Genomic DNA, 14,570 nt, shown 5'->3' on the forward strand with positions numbered 1-14,570 from the left:
CGTTCGGGATTTTTGCTCTTAAGAATTCTGTGTGACTGCCGTCACCGGCTGATGCAATCAATTTTACGGAGCATTCCGATCGAGGTGTAGGCTCACTTTCCGATCATTCCTCAAGGAAACTCCTATGCACGGTGCGAGCGTGAGGCCATACTGAAGCCGCGTCCAGCTGGAGTGCCGGACGCGGCCTTTTGGAAGCAAGGACGGTCAGTAGGCCTTGACGCGTTGTTCAACGATGAGGTGGATCAAGGCAAACACGTTGTCTTCAATGGCCTTGAGGGCAGCCTGGAGTGCTGCGGGGACGTCCTCGTCGTTCTCGACGCGGACTCCGAATCCTCCGAAGGCGCGTGCCATCAGGGCGAAGTCGGGGTTCTGCAGTTGCGTGCCCGATACGCGGCCGGGGTAGTGGCGTTCCTGGTGGGTACGGATGGTGCCGTACTCCTGGTTGTCCATCACGATGACCAGCGGCGTGGCCCCATATTGGGCGGCCGTGGCTAGTTCCTGGCCGTTCATGAGGAATTCTCCGTCACCGGCGATGGTGACGATTCTCCGACCAGGGTGGGCCAGTGACGCGGCGATCGCTGCGGGAATGGAGTAGCCCATGGAACCGTTCCGTGCACTGAGCATGGACGCATATCGCCGCGTTGGGAAGTAGCGGTGCGCCCAGTTGGTGTGTTCGCCCGCTCCGAAAGTAACCATGGCGTCGTTGGGCAGGCTTGGGACCAGGTTCGCCATGAGGGTGTCCATACGGGCGGGCCCTTGCGTTGGTGTTTCCGGCGGCAGGGACGCGAAGGCCACTTGTTCGCCACGCATCCTGTTCGTCCAGGCTTTCCAGTCTTCACGGAAGGGGAGCTCGATCTCGACAAGGTCCCGGACGAAGACGTCGGGCTTGGCGACGATCTGCCAGGACACGGGGCCCGAGCGGCCACGGAGGGATGGGTCAATGGTGACAAGGAAGTTTTTCTTGGTCCAATCCTGACGGCAAAGGAACCCGTCGGTGATGACGTCGCCGGGGACGGTGCCGACAAAGATCAGGAGGTCGGTTTCCTCAAGAAGGTCGTAGGTGGGGCGTGGGCGGCCGTAGCCGATTGGCCCGACATAGGAGGGGGAATCGAAGGAGACGGTTCCTTGGGTCCTCCACTCGGCGGCGGCAGGAATGTGGTGCTTTTCCAGCCATTGTGTGAGTTGAGTGGCTGCTGCTTGGGACCAGTCATTGCCGCCTGTGACGAACAGGGGCTTGGACGAGTTCATGAGTGCATCCGCCACCGCCCTGCTGTCGAAGGTAGTCATGCCTCCGGTTGCGACCGGGATGCTGGGGTGCAGGGCGGGTTCGATATGTTGTTGGATGATGTCTTCGGGAAGCCCGACGACGACAGGGCCGGGACGGCCGTTCATGGCTGCGAACATGGCTTCGGCGACGATTTCGGACGCCCGTTCGGGGTGGTCCAGGACCATGACGCGCTTGGCGCCGGTGTCGAACCAGGCCTTGATGTCGAATTCCTGGAAGGCTTCCCGGTCGCGGTGCCCGAAGGGTATGAGCCCGACGAACAAAACCATGGGGGTGGAATCCTGCCATGCTGTGTGGAGACCGACGTGCGCGTTGGCAGCTCCTGGTCCGCGCGTGACCATGGCGACGCCGGGGATCTGCTTCATCTTCCCGTCGGCCTCGGCCATGTAGGCGGCACCGCCCTCATGACGGCAAACGATGGTTTCGATGGGTGAGTTGTGCAGGCCGTCGAGCACGTCGAGGAAACTTTCCCCGGGCACCACGAACGTCCGTTCCACTCCGTGGGCCACGAGCGAGTCGACGATGACGTGACCGGCCGACTTTGTCGTGGGTGGGATCTGCTCAGGGAGTCGGGGCTGGAAGTCCGTCGACTGCGTTGTCATCGTTTTCTTGGTCTCTTCTGTGGGGTTTTGTGATGTAAATAGGGGACGGCCAGGGGCGGCGCCGTCGTTGCGGCGGCAACCCCTGACCGTCAAGGAGTCTAGGCAGACGCTGCTGCCACGGAGACGGCGTTGATGCCAGCCGATGCTACGGCGTGGTCGTCCTCCACGGTGCTGCCACTGACGCCAATGGCGCCCACTACTGCACCGTCGATGGTGATCGGGAGACCGCCGGGGAAGGTGATCAGGCCTCCGTTGGAGACCTCGATGTTGAACAGTGGGCCACCCGGCTGGGACAGGGAGCCGATGGTGCCCGTAGGCATGTCGAAATAGCGCGCGGTGCGGGCCTTTTTGATCGAGATGTCGATGCTGCCCAGCCATGCGCCGTCCTGTCGGCTGAAGGCTTTGAGGTTGCCGCCGGCGTCCACGACGGCCACGTTCATGGCCAGGTTCCGAGTGGTTGCGTCCGCCAGGGCCGCAGCCAGGACTCGTTCGGCTTGCTGGAGAGTGATGTCAGTCATTGTTTCCGGTGTTTCTTTCTTTGATGGTGGTGAAGGTCTGAACTTGGCCGCTTAGGCGTGGTGTGGCTGAGTTGCTGGCGATGTTTGTGCTGCTGCGAAGGCGGTCAACAGCCGCTCGGTGTCGGCCATTTGGTCTTCCCAGATGGCCCGGACGATGTCGATGCGGTCTTCAGATTCCTGCAGCCCGCCGAGATAAGCGCCGATGTTGGCACCGCCGTCGCCGGCATTCTCGTGCAGGGCGATCATCTTGACGACGAGTTTGGTTTGCATGCCGTAGACCGGGATCTGAGGTCCGCGGGGTGCGATCATGCCAACGTAGTAGAGCTTTTCGAGGCCCTCAGGGATGATGCCCGCACCGTAACGGATCGGGGCCCCCTTCCGGCGGGGGACGAGGTTGGTGTCCAGGAACGGGACGCTGGAGTGGAAGCCGGTGGCCCAGAGGATGGTGTCGTATTCCTTGGAGCTGCCGTCTGTGAAATGCACGGTCTTGCCCTCGAAGCGTTCGATGCCAGGAACAACCCCGACGCGGCCGTGCTGGATCCAGTACGGCAACAAAGTGTTCACCACAGTGCTGCCCTCGGCCAGGGTCCGGTGCTTTGGTTCAGGCATGCCCGGGTAGTCGCTCCACTCCCCAATGGACACCCGGGCCAGCAGGCGGCTGATCAGGTCCACCTCGTCAGGGGCGAACTGCTTGAGAAAGTCCAGTTCCTGGCGAGGCTTGCCGAAATAGGCCTTGGGCTGGAAGTAGGTGCCTTTACGGATGACGATGTCAGCCTCGAAACGGTGCTGGGCAACATCAACGGCCAAGTCACACCCGGAGTTACCGGCACCGACCACCAGCACGCGGGTCCCCTCGAGATCCTCGACGTTGTTGTATTCGCTGGAGTGCAGTTGCTTTCCGGTGTACTTACCGGGGAACTGGGGGGTTTTCTTGTCCCAGAGGTGGCCGTTGGCGATGATGACACCGTCATAGGTGTCCGAGCCCAGGGTCGTGGTGACGTTCCAGCCTTCGGATCCGATCGGCCCGTCGGTGTGTACCGGGGTTACGGAGAGGACTTCGGTGTTGAATTGGATGATGTCGTAGAGGCCGTGGTGGTGCGCGTAGGACTCGATGTAGTCCCGGACCTGGTCCCGCCGCGGGAAGTGCGGGTAATGCGCTGGCATCGGGAAGTCTTCGAAATGGGTCATGTCCCGGGCGGTGATCAGGTGCAGGGCTTCGTAGTCGGTGTGCCAGTGGCCGCCGACCCGGCCGCTCTTTTCGAAGCAGTCCACGTCGTGGCCGGCCTCGCGGAGTTGCTGGAGGGCTGAGAGGCCGGCGGCACCGGCGCCGATGACGCAATAGCGAGTCATGAGGTGTATCCGTTCAAGTAGTGGGGTGAGATTTGCGGGCGTCCGCTTAGCGGATGACGTCGCCGCCGGAGAGGGTGACCGTTTCGCCGGTCATGAAGCCTGCGTGTCCGCTGCCGGTCAGGAGCCATGCCCAGCGGGCGATTTCTTCGGGCTGGGCGACCCGCCCAAGCGGGATGGAGGCAGCTGCGGCATCCATGCGGCCGGTGGCGGCGTTTCCAGGGGTGTTGACCCAACCTGGGGCGATGGCGTTGACGCGGATTTTCTTGTCGGCCAGTTCCAGCGCGGTGGCTTTGGTGATCATGATGACGGCAGCTTTGGATGCGCCGTAAACGAGTTGGCCGGGCGAGACGTGGTAGCCATCTACTGAGGCGAAGTTCACGATTGCGGAACCTTCGGGCATGTTCCGCTTGGCCGCTGCCATGACGTTCAGGACGCCGAGGACGTTGACGTCGAACACGAGCCGGTAGAGCTCATCGGTGTAGCTGTCCAGGGTCGAGGGAGGGTAAACGCCGGCGATGTTGGCGACGGCGTGGATTTCGCCGCCGATCCCGGGCAGGATCTCATCTAGCTTCTTCTCGAGCGCGGCGCGGTCGCGTACGTCTGCGACCAGTGGAGTGACATGGGCGGAGTGGCCGTTGAATTCCGGGGCGGTGACGTCGACGGCGATGACGTGCCAGCCGTCGTTGAGGAAGACTTCGGCCGTGCTGTGGCCCATGCCGCTTCCGGCTCCGGTGATGAGGGCGACGCGTGGTGTCTTGGTGTTCATGGGGGTGTCCTTGGAGTCTTAGCCCTTGACCGTGGTCAGGATTTTGGTGGTCAGTGAAGTGAGGGACTTATTGCGGGTCTCTTCGGCCCAAGCGATGGTGATCAGCAGTCCGAGGATGGTCAGGCCAACGCCGATCATCATGGTCGGGCCGGTGCCGATGCCGCTCAGGGACAGGGGAACCATGTAGGTGCCGATGGCCGCGCCGATGCGACTGATGGCTGTGGCGAGTCCGACGGCTGAGGCACGGATGCTGGTGGGGAACAACTCGTTGGGGTAGATGAAGACGAGGATCGTTCCTGCACCGCTGGCCAGTGTGAACAGGAAGAAGAAGATCATCACGAACCAGTTCGGGCCTTGGGGCCAGAGGCCGAGGGGCAACAGGAACACAGCCGCGGCGACGAAGGTCCAGATCATGAGCGGGCGGCGGCCCAGCGTTTCAACCCAGCGCAGGGCCGGCAGTGTACCGATCAGGAAGCCGAGGTTGAGGACAATCTGGCCAAGAGTTTCCTCGGCACCGCCGTGGGCGAGGCCGAACTGGGAGAGGATGATCGGGCCGTAGGTGAACAGGGCGAACTGCGGGAGTGCGATGCACATCCAGGTGATGCCGCAGAACAGGGTGCGCTTGAGGAACGGTGCCTTCAGCAGGGAGCCAAAGGTGGACTTGGTTTCCTCTTCGTCAGTGCTGACCAGGGATTTGACGTCATCAATGGTGATTTCGCGTTCCAGAGCTTTGGACAGGGCACTACGGGCTTCCTCGAACCGGCCCTTGGCTACAAGCCAGCGGGGTGATTCGTGGGCGCCGAAGCGCAGCATCATGACGATGAGGCCGAACACGGCTCCACTGGCCAGCATCCAACGCCAGGATTCGGGCCCGAAGGCAGTGGAGAGGGCGAAACCGACCAAGTAGGCGACGATGGCGCCGACGAGCCAGATCGTGGAGAGCCAGCCGATGATGGCACCACGGCGTTTCTTGGGCATCCATTCGGTCAGGAGTGCCGTGGCAATCGGGTAATCAGCTCCGACGGCAAGTCCGACCACCAGGCGCAGGAGGATCAGCTGGAAGCCGTCGCTGATGAACAGACAGGCTGCTGAAGCGATGACCATGGCCAGCAGGTCCACGGTGTACATCATCTTCCGGCCGATACGGTCCGTGATGGGCCCGAGTACGAGGCTGCCGAGGAACAGGCCCACAAGCGACGCGGCGCCGGCGAGGCCAAGCTCTACTGAGTCAAGACCCAATTCCGCGCTAGCACCGGTCAATGCGACACCCACAATGCTGAGCAGGTAGCCGTCCAGGAACGGGCCTCCCGAGCATGCGGCGATCAGCCGCCGATGGTATCTCGTCAGTGGTCCGTCGTCGATGAGATGCTTGCCTGGAGCAGCAGAGATCGCAGTCATGGCGTAGTCCTAATCAGTGAAGAAAATGTGCCGGATTCGGCTGTTTGTGATTGCCGTCACCGGCGTGGAAATAACATTACGGAAGATTAGGCTCGAGGTGTAGACTCAATTCCCGACCCTTCCTCAAGGAAACGCCTATGTCTAATTTGACGCTTCAGCAGCTCCGATATTTCCTCTCCGCGGCTAAGCACAAGACGCTGTCGGCAGCCGCCGAGGCCGAGCACATTGCCCAACCCAGCCTGTCGGAACAGATCCGCCGGTTGGAGAGCAGCTTGGGCGTGAAGTTGTTTACGCGCACCAACCGTGAGCTTCAGCTCACAGAGGCGGCGCGGCTGCTTTTGCCCAGCGCCCAGCGAGCGTTGAACGAGGTTGAGGGCCTGGCGGACCTCGTCCGCGAAGTCCGCACGCTTCAAGGCGGAACCGTTTCGTTCGGGACGTTCAACAGTGCCCACCTTTACCTGCTGACCGGCCTCATTCGTGATTTCCATGAGCAGTATCCGCTGGTAAAAATCCGTGTGGTTGGGCTGAATTCCTCGGAGGTGGCCGACGCCGTACGGGCCGGTGAGCTGGAGGCCGGGCTCGTGCAGCTTCCTGTCGATGACCGCGGACTGTCAGTGAGCCCGCCAGTGCTCAGTGATGAGGTTGTCTACGTCAGCGCGAACCCCGAACGACTGGGCGGACCCGTCTCGGTTGAGGACATGGCGGCCGCGCCGTTGATTCTCTCGGAGGCACGCTGGTCCAATTCGGATCCCCTGCGTCTATCGATGACCGAACGCGCCCAACACGCAGGAGTCACCCTGAATCCGATCGCGGAGGTCGAGTTCCAAACCCATGCCGTTGAACTGGCCGCCCAAGGCGTCGGTGACTCATTGGTTTCCTACCACGTTGCCAAATCCATGATTGAGCAGCAGGGGCTGGGCTATGTTTCGCTGGACCCGGCCTTCCATGAACACTTCGCGTTCATTACCCGCGTCAACGGGTCCCTGTCACCGGCCACCCGCGAGTTCATTAAGTACGCTCACCGACACATCGCCTTGCTGCAGGACATCAAGCCCGGATAGCCGGTTTGCACCGGGGCGTCCTGTGAGGGGAACGCCAATGCACCGGCGGTCCCCGTGAACAGGGACCGCCGGTGCATTGGCTGGGGCTAAGCGGCGGTGATCCTCTCCTGGTGTCTCCTGGCTTCAGGGTAGGCGTCCAGGAGGCGGTGGGTGTCGGCAATTTGGTCTTCCCAGATGGCACGGACGATGTCGATCCGGTCATCCGCCTGCTGCAGAGCCGAAAGGTAGGCCTCGATCCCTGCACCGCCCGGGCCGGATGCTTCGTGAAGTGCGATCATTTTCAGCGCGACCTTCGTTTGGACCCCGTATACAGGGATCTGGGGTCCGCGGGGCGCGCTCATACCTATGAGATAGAGCTTCTCAAGACCGGCCGGGACGATTCCTCCCGCGTAACGCAGTGGAATCCCCTGGCGTCGCTGAATCAGAGACTCCTCGATGAAGGGAAGGCTCGCGTGGAAGCCGGTGGCCCAGAGGATGGTGTCGTATTCTTTGGCTGTGCCGTTGGTGAAGTGAACGGTGTTGCCTTCGAAGCGTTCAATGCCAGGGACAACTCTGACGCGGCCGTGCTGGATCCAGTACGGCAGGAGCGTGTTCACCACGGTGCTGCCCTCGGCCAGGGTGCGGTGCTTGGGTTCGGGCATGCCGGGGTAGTCGCTCCATTCACCAATGGACACGCGGGCCAGGAGGCGGCTGATGAGGTCCACCTCGTCGGGGGCGAACTGCTTCAGGAAGTCCAGCTCTTGCCGGGGCTTGCCGAAGTACGCCTTGGGCTGGAAGTAGGTGCCCTCACGGATCACGATGTCGGCTTCAAGCCGGTGCTGGGCCACGTCCACAGCCAGATCACACCCGGAATTACCGGCACCCACCACCAGAACACGGGTCCCCTCAATGTCCTTGACGTTGGTGTAGGAACCTGAATGGATCTGCTTTCCAGTGAACTCTCCCGGAAAGCCAGGGATCTTTTGGTCCCACAGATGCCCGTTGGCAACCAGCACGCCGTCGTAGTCGATCCGTTCGCCGGTATCGAGTGTGACGGTCCATCCCGCCGTGCCCACGGCATCGTTCGTTGGGACGGGGACGACAGATTCGACGGCGGTGTTGAACCGGATGATCCCGTAGTGTCCATTGGCCTGGGCGTACGACTCCAGGTAGGCGCGGACCTGGTCCCGGCGGGGAAAGTGTGGGTACTCTTTGGGCATCGGGAAGTCTTCGAAGTGGGTCATATCCCGGGCGGTGATCAGGTGCAAGGCTTCGTAGTCGGTGTGCCAGTGCCCACCCACCCGGCCGGTCTTTTCAAAGCAGTCCACCTCATGGCCTGCCCGGCGCAGCTGCTCGAGGGCTGAGATGCCGGCCGCTCCGGCCCCGATGACGCAGTATCGGCTCATCGCACGGTCACTCCCCCGTCGATGAGGAAGTCCGCTCCGGTGGCATAGGAGGAGGCGTCGGAGGCCAGGTACACCACCAAGGGTGATATTTCGTTGGGGCGAGCGCGGCGGCCCAACGGTGCGCTGGAGGACGTGCCGCCCTGGGGTTCGTCGTTGTTCATGGGTGTTTCGACGCCTCCGGGACTGATGGAGTTGACCCGGATGTTGTGGGGGGCATATTCGAGCGCAGCTGCACGTGTGAGTGCGAGCACTGCGGCCTTCGAAGCGGAGTAGGCGCCGTAGGCTTCCGCACCGCGGTGTGCTGCGGTGGACGCCACGTTCACGATGGTCCCGCCTCCGCGTCGGGAAAGTGCCGGAAAAGCGGCTTTCATGCCCAAAAGCACAGAAGTGGTGTTGACCTTGAGGATCAGGTCCCACTCGCGCAGTTCGAGCTCATTCAGCGGCGTGACGCGGATGATGCCGGCGTTGTTGACCAAGGAGTCCAGTCCGCCCTCGTGCCGTTCAATGTCTGCGATTGCCTTGGCCCAGGCAGTCTCATTGGTGACGTCCAGGTTGAGATAGCGGACACTGAGTCCCTTTTCGGCCAGGGCCGCGGCGGTTTTTTCTCCTTCTTTGTCGAGGACGTCGGCGATGATGACGCGCCATCCTACCGCGGCGAGAGCTTCGGCGTGGGACGCGCCTTGACCGCGGGAACCTCCGGTAATGAGGGCGACTTTCTGCTGTTGCTCGGTCATGTCAGTTTCCTTCAAATGTTGTGTGGGTGGAAGTCGGGCCGCCGCCCCGGTTACATGATGCGCCCGGGGCGGCGGGGAAGCGACTAAAGCATGTCTGGTTCGCCGACTTCAGCAGCGCTGGAATCCATGCCGTACTTCTTCAACAGTTCGGCGATGATGCCCTCTTTGCGGAGGTCTTCAATGTTTTCGTTCAGAGCCTTCGTCAGTTCGGTGTTATCCAGCTTGGTCGGCCAGTTGAGCTGACCGGGGTGTGCTGTCACCGGGATGCGCGAATCGGGCTGCAGGGGCAAAACTTTGGCACCTTCGATGGGCTTGGACTCGAACCGTGCCGTGGTGGCACCGACACTGTCGATGATGGCATCGATACGGCCTGCGGCCAGATCGTTGAACACGGCTTCGGGGTCCTGGTAGACGGAGAACTTGTCCCCGAAGACCTGGGTGAATTCGTCGTTCCATAGGTTCCCTGCGACAGAACCGATCTTCTTGCCGTCCAATTCGGCCACGGTCTTGTATCCGGCCGTTGAGACCAAGGCGCCCTGGTCCAGGTAGACCGGGTTGCTCAGGGCCACCAGCTTCGACCGTGCCTTGGTCCGCCACCAGTCGCCTGCGGCGAGGTCGGACCTTCCGGCTTGGACGGCGGGAATGGCTGCTCCTGCACCGCCGGAGGCTTCCACTGTCACGCTCAGGCATTCACGTTTGGCGATCTCGTTCAGCAGGTCTCCTTCGACTCCGGAGAGCTTGGTTCCGTCGAGCTTCATGTGGGGTGCGAAGTCATAGGTGGAGACGGTAAGTGTCCCTTGGGTGATGGTCCTGAAGGAGTGCTTCGGGGTGCAGGAAGGGTCGACCGAGGCGTCCGCGGAGGTGCTGCAGCCTGTGAGTGCCAGGGCAGCTGCTCCAATAACGGCAGTCATGGCGGCGGAGCGGATCCAGAATTTCTCGAGCTTCATGGTGGGTCCTTTGGTGTTGGGGAGGGTTTGATGCGATTAGAGGTATCGGTTCAGTCGGCGTTCACCGAGCCGCACGAAGGCCAGCGCAATCAGGGTGATCGACCCGTAGAGCACGGATGTGAGCAGGAAAACGCTGAGGTATTCGAAGGTGATGGAACCCAAGGCGTATGCCTTGGACATCAGTTCCGGAACTGCAATGACGAAAGCCAGTGAACTGGTTTGGAAGATCGTGACCGCGAGGCTTGCCAGGGGCGGGGTGGAGATCCGGATGGCCTGAGGCAGGACGATGTACCGGAATCCATTCCACCCCTGCAGGCCGGCCGTCGCAGCTGCTTCACGCTGACCACGCGGCACGGAGGCAAGACCCGAGCGGAACAATTCGCTGGAGTAGGCCCCGGTGGTCCAAGACAAGGAGATGACTGCGGTGGTGAAAGCCGGCAGTGTGATGCCTCCTTCGGGCAGGCCAAAGTAGAGCAAGTACAGCAACACCAGAGCCGGAGCCCCTCGGCCGACTTCCACCACGACCAGTGCCAGGATCCGCAGAGGAACGAGCCGGCTTTCGATGGCGACGGCCAGCAGCAGCCCCAGTGGCATTCCAAACAGCAGGCACAGTCCCGTCAGGCCGAGGCTGACGCTGAGTCCTGGTGACAGTGCCGGTAGCCAAGAAATCCATTGATCGATGAGAGTCATCACGCCACCTCGAGTTTCTGGCGGAGGGTGCTGTCAACGCGTCGTGCGGCCAAGGCAAGCGGCAAACTGATAGCAATGTAGAGCAGACCTGCGATCGTGAATGACAACAAGCCTTGATGGGAGGCTTTGGAAGCCAAGCCTGCCTGGTAGGTGATCTCGTGGACACCGATGGTTGAAGCAAGTGCGGAGTCCTTGATAAGGGCTATGGCATAGGCGGCTACGGCCGGGAGGGTGACTTTGAAGGCTTGGGGGGTAATGATGTGCCGGGTGATCGGCATGAAACGCATGCCCAGAGCCGTCGAGGCCTCCCACTGGCCTTTGGGGATGCTAAGCAGGCCGGCGCGGTATGTTTCGGCCATGTAGGCCGAGGCGATGACGGAGAACCCGAGTATCGACGCTGACACTGAGTCCAGGCGAAGGGCGTACTGCGGCAGGCCGAAGTAGATCAGGAACAGCCACGTAATGGGAGGGATGGCCCGGACTACGTCGATGTAGGCCGTGGCAACGACCCGCAGAGGAGTCCACGGCGAACGCCGGGCGGCGACCAAAGGCAGCGCCAGGATTGCTCCGATGGCCAGTGAGGCACCTGTGATGAGCAGGGTCATTCCGATGCCGGAAGCGATTTGCGCGAGCATGACCGTCACCGGTCCAGTACTGCGCGGAGGAACTTCTTGGTCCGCTCGTGGGTGGGGTTGGTCATGACTTCCTGGCTGGGTCCCAGCTCGAGTACGCGGCCACCCGCCATGACCATGACCCGGTCGGAGACATCCCGGGCGAACTGCATTTCGTGGGTCACTACAAGCATCGTCATGCCTTCATCGGCCAGGTCTCGCATGACCGAGAGCACTTCCAGGCCGAGTTCAGGGTCCAGTGCAGAGGTTGGTTCGTCGAAGAGCATGACCTTCGGTGAAAGTGCCAGGGCGCGGGCGATGGCAATGCGCTGCTGTTGTCCGCCGGAGAGGCGGGAAGGGTGCTGATCGCTCTTCTCGACCAAGCCGACCCGGGCCAGCAGAGATTCAGCTACTGAGTGGGCCTCATCGCGGCTGCGGCCCAGCACCTTCTGCTGTGGCAGGCTGATGTTTTCCATCACCGTCAGGTGTGGGAAAAGGTTGAAGCTCTGGAACACCATCCCGGTCACGCGGCGGAGCCGTTGCAAGCTGGCCCTGTCCGGACGCTTCGCGCTGGCGTCGACGGTTGTGCCGCCAATGGTGATGGTGCCCGCCGTGGGGACTTCCAGATAGTTCAGGCACCGGAGGAACGTGCTCTTGCCCGCTCCCGAAGGGCCGATGATTGAAACTACTTCACCCTCAGCCATCTGCAGGCTGACGTCATGCAGGACTTCAATTACGCCGTAGTTCTTATGCAGGCCCTGAACGTTAACCGCGCCCAACATGGGCGGGGACTCGGCGGGGACTATCGCTGTTTCCATGAGGATTGCCTTCTTCGGAGATTGATCCATAGGTATTGACTAGGGATAAGGAAATGTAATCTGAATCACCTTTGGTTTACAAGAGTTCCGCAGCAAAAATCACCTATCTTTCCCCAATGCGCGGTCTTTTTACGGTCTCACATAGGACTTCGCTATACATGCTCAAGCAAGTACCTATAAGCTGCGGAGCACCACGACTCAAAGAAGGAGAAAGGAGAAACGGTGACGATTCTTCAGGTGAACTACTTCTTGGCCGCGTCAAGGGCAGGTTCCTTGACGCAGGCGGCCGAGGACCTGGGCGTGTCCCAGCCGACCCTCTCCGAGCAGATCCGCAAGCTCGAACAGAGCGTAGGTGTTGCGCTTTTTACCCGTGCAAAGCAAGGCCTTACCCTCACCGAGGCAGGCCACAAGTTCCTACCTCATGCCAAGAAAGTGGCTCGCGATTATCAGGCCGCCCTAGACTCTGTCACCGGCATCAGGGACCGGCAAGAGGGCACGGTCACCTTCGGCATGTTCAACAGTGGCCAGTACGTGCTCTCCGGGCTGATACCGGCATTCCGGGCGATGTATCCCAACATCAACATCCGAGTCATCGGTTCGAATTCAGCCCAGGTTGTAGAGCTGGTCCGCTCTGGTCGGTTGGAAGCCGGGGTTGTGGCCCTGCCCATTGACGCCCGGGGACTGACCATCAGCGACGTACTTTGGTCCTGCGAAGCCGCCTACTTCCATACCAAACCAGCATTGGAGGGGCCCGTGACGATCGACGGGCTGCTGCAGCGCCCACTCGTCCTTCCCGACTCAGGGTGGGCCGAAAACGACCCCACACGTCGTCAGTTGAGCGAACGTGCCCAGACACTGGGAATAGCCTTCAATCCCGACATCGAAGTCGAAACCGGCTCAGCTGCCCTGGCCGTCGCCGCCGCCGGAACGGCAGCAGCTGTCGCCTCAGTGCCGGTGGCACAAGCTCTCGGATACACGGAGAAGCTGAACTGGGTAAGCCTCGAACCACCGCTGATCGAAACTTTCGCCATCATCACCCGGGACCCGACAAGCCTCTCCCCCGGAACCCAAGCACTCATCAAGCTCACAGAAGAACACATGCGCATGTTGCATAAGGAGTACCTTCCGGCATAGTCGGAGCCTGCGCCCACCTGCACTGAACTTGGAGACGTGGCTCAGGAATCGCATTGCGGGTCACCCACCAAAGCGAACGGATAGGCGCTATACAGCTCGGCGACTGCTTCGCACCGAGAAATGACGCGCCCCTACGAGCTTTACAGGCCGGACCACAGCCAAGGTCCCTTGTGATCTTGGTCCTTTAGGCTTGGGCGTATGGGCGAGTCCATTCCGCGGGCACTGCAACCTCCGGTTGCTGTTGCCTTGGCCAAACTCATCAAGAGTTTCCCTGGCCCCGGGGCGTTGCCGGGCGGGCTGTGGGCCGAGCCCAAGTGGGACGGGTACAGGACAGTTGCCTTGGTGCAGGCGGACGGGGTGACGCTGTGGTCACGGCAGGGCAAGGAACTGACGAAGGTCCTGCCGGATCTGGCCTCAGCCCTCCAGGAGCAAGTGCCGCCCGGTGTTGTGCTCGATGGTGAGGCGGTTATCTGGAATGGGGACCGGCTGGATTTTGAGGCGTTGCAGCGCCGCATGGTCACCTCCCGGGCGGTGCTGCCGGGCCTGGTCCGTGAGCTGCCGGCCGCGTATGCGGCCTTCGACTTGCTGGCCGTTGCCGGGCAGGACATCCGGTCGGTGCCGTTCACGGGGCGGCGGCGGCTGCTCGAGGAACTGGGCCGGGAATGGACCGCGCCGTTGAACCTCTCCCCCGCCACCACCGACATGGAGCTGGCGAAGACCTGGTTGAAGGATCTGCCCGCAACAGGGGTTGAAGGGCTGGTATTCAAGGGCGGTTCCCAACCATACGACGGCTCGCGGTCTTGGTTGAAGTTGAAGACCAAAAGCACTTTTGATGCGGTCTGCGCAGCCGTCATCGGCCCGGTGACGCAGCCGCAGGCGATCATCGCCGGCTTGCCGGTCGATGGGACACTGCGGATCGTGGGCCGGTCCACGGTTCTTTCCACCCGGGCAGGGCGTGAGCTGGGCCGGCATCTGCGCCCGGGACAGCCAGGTCACCCGTGGCCGGAAGAAACCAGCGAGTCCTCGCTGAACAGATTCAGTAAAGACAAGGGCCCGGTCCACCTGACCCTGGTGGAACCGATCGTGGTCGAGGTCGCCGCCGACGTCGCATGGTCCGGGAAGTCTTTCCGCCACCCGCTTTCCCTGCTCCGGCTTCGTCCGGAACTGGACCCGGCCGACGTCGAACTTCCGCCGCATCTCCACAACCGCTAACGCCTCATTCTCGCGGTGGACGGGTTGTGCCCACTGGGGTCAGGTGGAGCCCTCCGCAC

At 61.9% G+C, this 14,570-nt stretch carries 14 protein-coding genes; 3 read left to right on the forward strand and 11 right to left on the reverse strand.

Annotated elements, in window-relative coordinates:
- Positions 1 to 204: 204 nt before the first annotated feature.
- The 5 genes from ACSVIE_RS14555 to ACSVIE_RS14575 all read right to left on the reverse strand — a co-directional run bounded on the left by ACSVIE_RS14555 (position 205) and on the right by ACSVIE_RS14575 (position 5,919).
- Positions 205 to 1,887 carry a thiamine pyrophosphate-dependent enzyme gene (locus ACSVIE_RS14555; protein WP_442424292.1) on the reverse strand — a complete coding sequence of 561 codons (1,683 nt, stop codon included), beginning with the start codon at positions 1,885 to 1,887 and terminating at the stop codon, positions 205 to 207.
- A gap of 98 nt (positions 1,888 to 1,985) precedes the next feature.
- The gene (locus tag ACSVIE_RS14560) at positions 1,986 to 2,405 is read right to left on the reverse strand and encodes a GlcG/HbpS family heme-binding protein (RefSeq protein WP_442424293.1); all 420 of its coding nucleotides are present in this window, start codon (positions 2,403 to 2,405) and stop codon (positions 1,986 to 1,988) included.
- A gap of 51 nt (positions 2,406 to 2,456) precedes the next feature.
- A complete protein-coding gene (locus tag ACSVIE_RS14565) occupies positions 2,457 to 3,755 on the reverse strand; it encodes a flavin-containing monooxygenase (protein WP_442424294.1) in 1,299 nt (432 codons plus the stop codon).
- 46 nt (positions 3,756 to 3,801) lie between these two features.
- Positions 3,802 to 4,521 carry an SDR family NAD(P)-dependent oxidoreductase gene (locus tag ACSVIE_RS14570; RefSeq protein WP_442424295.1) on the reverse strand — a complete coding sequence of 240 codons (720 nt, stop codon included), beginning with the start codon at positions 4,519 to 4,521 and terminating at the stop codon, positions 3,802 to 3,804.
- Between the two features lie 18 nt (positions 4,522 to 4,539).
- On the reverse strand, positions 4,540 to 5,919 hold the full coding sequence (locus tag ACSVIE_RS14575; protein ID WP_442424296.1) for an MFS transporter: 1,380 nt from the start codon (positions 5,917 to 5,919) through the stop codon (positions 4,540 to 4,542).
- Between the two features lie 137 nt (positions 5,920 to 6,056).
- Here ACSVIE_RS14575 and ACSVIE_RS14580 point away from each other — a divergent pair, with 137 nt between their 5' ends.
- Complete coding sequence (locus ACSVIE_RS14580) at positions 6,057 to 6,980, forward strand: LysR family transcriptional regulator (protein WP_442424297.1); 924 nt, start codon at positions 6,057 to 6,059, stop codon at positions 6,978 to 6,980.
- Positions 6,981 to 7,066: 86 nt separating this feature from the next.
- Here ACSVIE_RS14580 and ACSVIE_RS14585 read toward each other — a convergent pair whose 3' ends face one another.
- The 6 genes from ACSVIE_RS14585 to ACSVIE_RS14610 form a co-directional block, all read right to left on the reverse strand.
- A complete protein-coding gene (locus ACSVIE_RS14585; RefSeq protein WP_442424298.1) occupies positions 7,067 to 8,365 on the reverse strand; it encodes a flavin-containing monooxygenase in 1,299 nt (432 codons plus the stop codon).
- Positions 8,362 to 9,099: an SDR family NAD(P)-dependent oxidoreductase gene (locus tag ACSVIE_RS14590; RefSeq protein ID WP_442424299.1), complete on the reverse strand. Its 738-nt coding sequence runs from the start codon at positions 9,097 to 9,099 to the stop codon at positions 8,362 to 8,364. The genes ACSVIE_RS14585 and ACSVIE_RS14590 overlap by 4 nt, the downstream gene beginning before the upstream one ends.
- Before the next feature lie 83 nt (positions 9,100 to 9,182).
- A complete protein-coding gene (locus ACSVIE_RS14595; RefSeq protein ID WP_442424300.1) occupies positions 9,183 to 10,046 on the reverse strand; it encodes a substrate-binding periplasmic protein in 864 nt (287 codons plus the stop codon).
- Positions 10,047 to 10,082: 36 nt separating this feature from the next.
- Positions 10,083 to 10,736 (reverse strand): amino acid ABC transporter permease, encoded by a 654-nt coding sequence (locus ACSVIE_RS14600; RefSeq protein ID WP_442424301.1) that lies wholly within the window; start codon positions 10,734 to 10,736, stop codon positions 10,083 to 10,085.
- Complete coding sequence (locus ACSVIE_RS14605) at positions 10,736 to 11,371, reverse strand: amino acid ABC transporter permease (RefSeq protein ID WP_442424302.1); 636 nt, start codon at positions 11,369 to 11,371, stop codon at positions 10,736 to 10,738. Before ACSVIE_RS14605 ends, ACSVIE_RS14600 begins: the two co-directional genes overlap by 1 nt.
- 5 nt (positions 11,372 to 11,376) lie before the next feature.
- Positions 11,377 to 12,195: an amino acid ABC transporter ATP-binding protein gene (locus ACSVIE_RS14610; protein ID WP_442424303.1), complete on the reverse strand. Its 819-nt coding sequence runs from the start codon at positions 12,193 to 12,195 to the stop codon at positions 11,377 to 11,379.
- Between the two features lie 192 nt (positions 12,196 to 12,387).
- Between ACSVIE_RS14610 and ACSVIE_RS14615 the strand changes: the two genes are divergently transcribed.
- Both ACSVIE_RS14615 and ACSVIE_RS14620 read left to right on the forward strand, forming a co-directional pair.
- Positions 12,388 to 13,299, forward strand: coding sequence for a LysR family transcriptional regulator (locus tag ACSVIE_RS14615; protein WP_442424304.1), 912 nt, complete (start codon positions 12,388 to 12,390; stop codon positions 13,297 to 13,299).
- Between the two features lie 198 nt (positions 13,300 to 13,497).
- A complete protein-coding gene (locus ACSVIE_RS14620; protein WP_442424305.1) occupies positions 13,498 to 14,511 on the forward strand; it encodes an ATP-dependent DNA ligase in 1,014 nt (337 codons plus the stop codon).
- Positions 14,512 to 14,570 lie beyond the last annotated feature (59 nt).

This window comes from Paenarthrobacter sp. NCHU4564, from assembly GCF_052156435.1.
Classification (GTDB): domain Bacteria; phylum Actinomycetota; class Actinomycetes; order Actinomycetales; family Micrococcaceae; genus Arthrobacter.

Coding starts and splice junctions, on each gene's coding strand:
- ACSVIE_RS14555 (WP_442424292.1), bottom strand. CDS start 1,887: ATGACAACGCAGTCGACGGACTTCCAGCCCCGACTCCCTGAGCAGATC.
- ACSVIE_RS14560 (WP_442424293.1), bottom strand. CDS start 2,405: ATGACTGACATCACTCTCCAGCAAGCCGAACGAGTCCTGGCTGCGGCC.
- ACSVIE_RS14565 (WP_442424294.1), bottom strand. CDS start 3,755: ATGACTCGCTATTGCGTCATCGGCGCCGGTGCCGCCGGCCTCTCAGCC.
- ACSVIE_RS14570 (WP_442424295.1), bottom strand. CDS start 4,521: ATGAACACCAAGACACCACGCGTCGCCCTCATCACCGGAGCCGGAAGC.
- ACSVIE_RS14575 (WP_442424296.1), bottom strand. CDS start 5,919: ATGACTGCGATCTCTGCTGCTCCAGGCAAGCATCTCATCGACGACGGA.
- ACSVIE_RS14580 (WP_442424297.1), top strand. CDS start 6,057: ATGTCTAATTTGACGCTTCAGCAGCTCCGATATTTCCTCTCCGCGGCT.
- ACSVIE_RS14585 (WP_442424298.1), bottom strand. CDS start 8,365: ATGAGCCGATACTGCGTCATCGGGGCCGGAGCGGCCGGCATCTCAGCC.
- ACSVIE_RS14590 (WP_442424299.1), bottom strand. CDS start 9,099: ATGACCGAGCAACAGCAGAAAGTCGCCCTCATTACCGGAGGTTCCCGC.
- ACSVIE_RS14595 (WP_442424300.1), bottom strand. CDS start 10,046: ATGAAGCTCGAGAAATTCTGGATCCGCTCCGCCGCCATGACTGCCGTT.
- ACSVIE_RS14600 (WP_442424301.1), bottom strand. CDS start 10,736: ATGACTCTCATCGATCAATGGATTTCTTGGCTACCGGCACTGTCACCA.
- ACSVIE_RS14605 (WP_442424302.1), bottom strand. CDS start 11,371: ATGCTCGCGCAAATCGCTTCCGGCATCGGAATGACCCTGCTCATCACA.
- ACSVIE_RS14610 (WP_442424303.1), bottom strand. CDS start 12,195: ATGGATCAATCTCCGAAGAAGGCAATCCTCATGGAAACAGCGATAGTC.
- ACSVIE_RS14620 (WP_442424305.1), top strand. CDS start 13,498: ATGGGCGAGTCCATTCCGCGGGCACTGCAACCTCCGGTTGCTGTTGCC.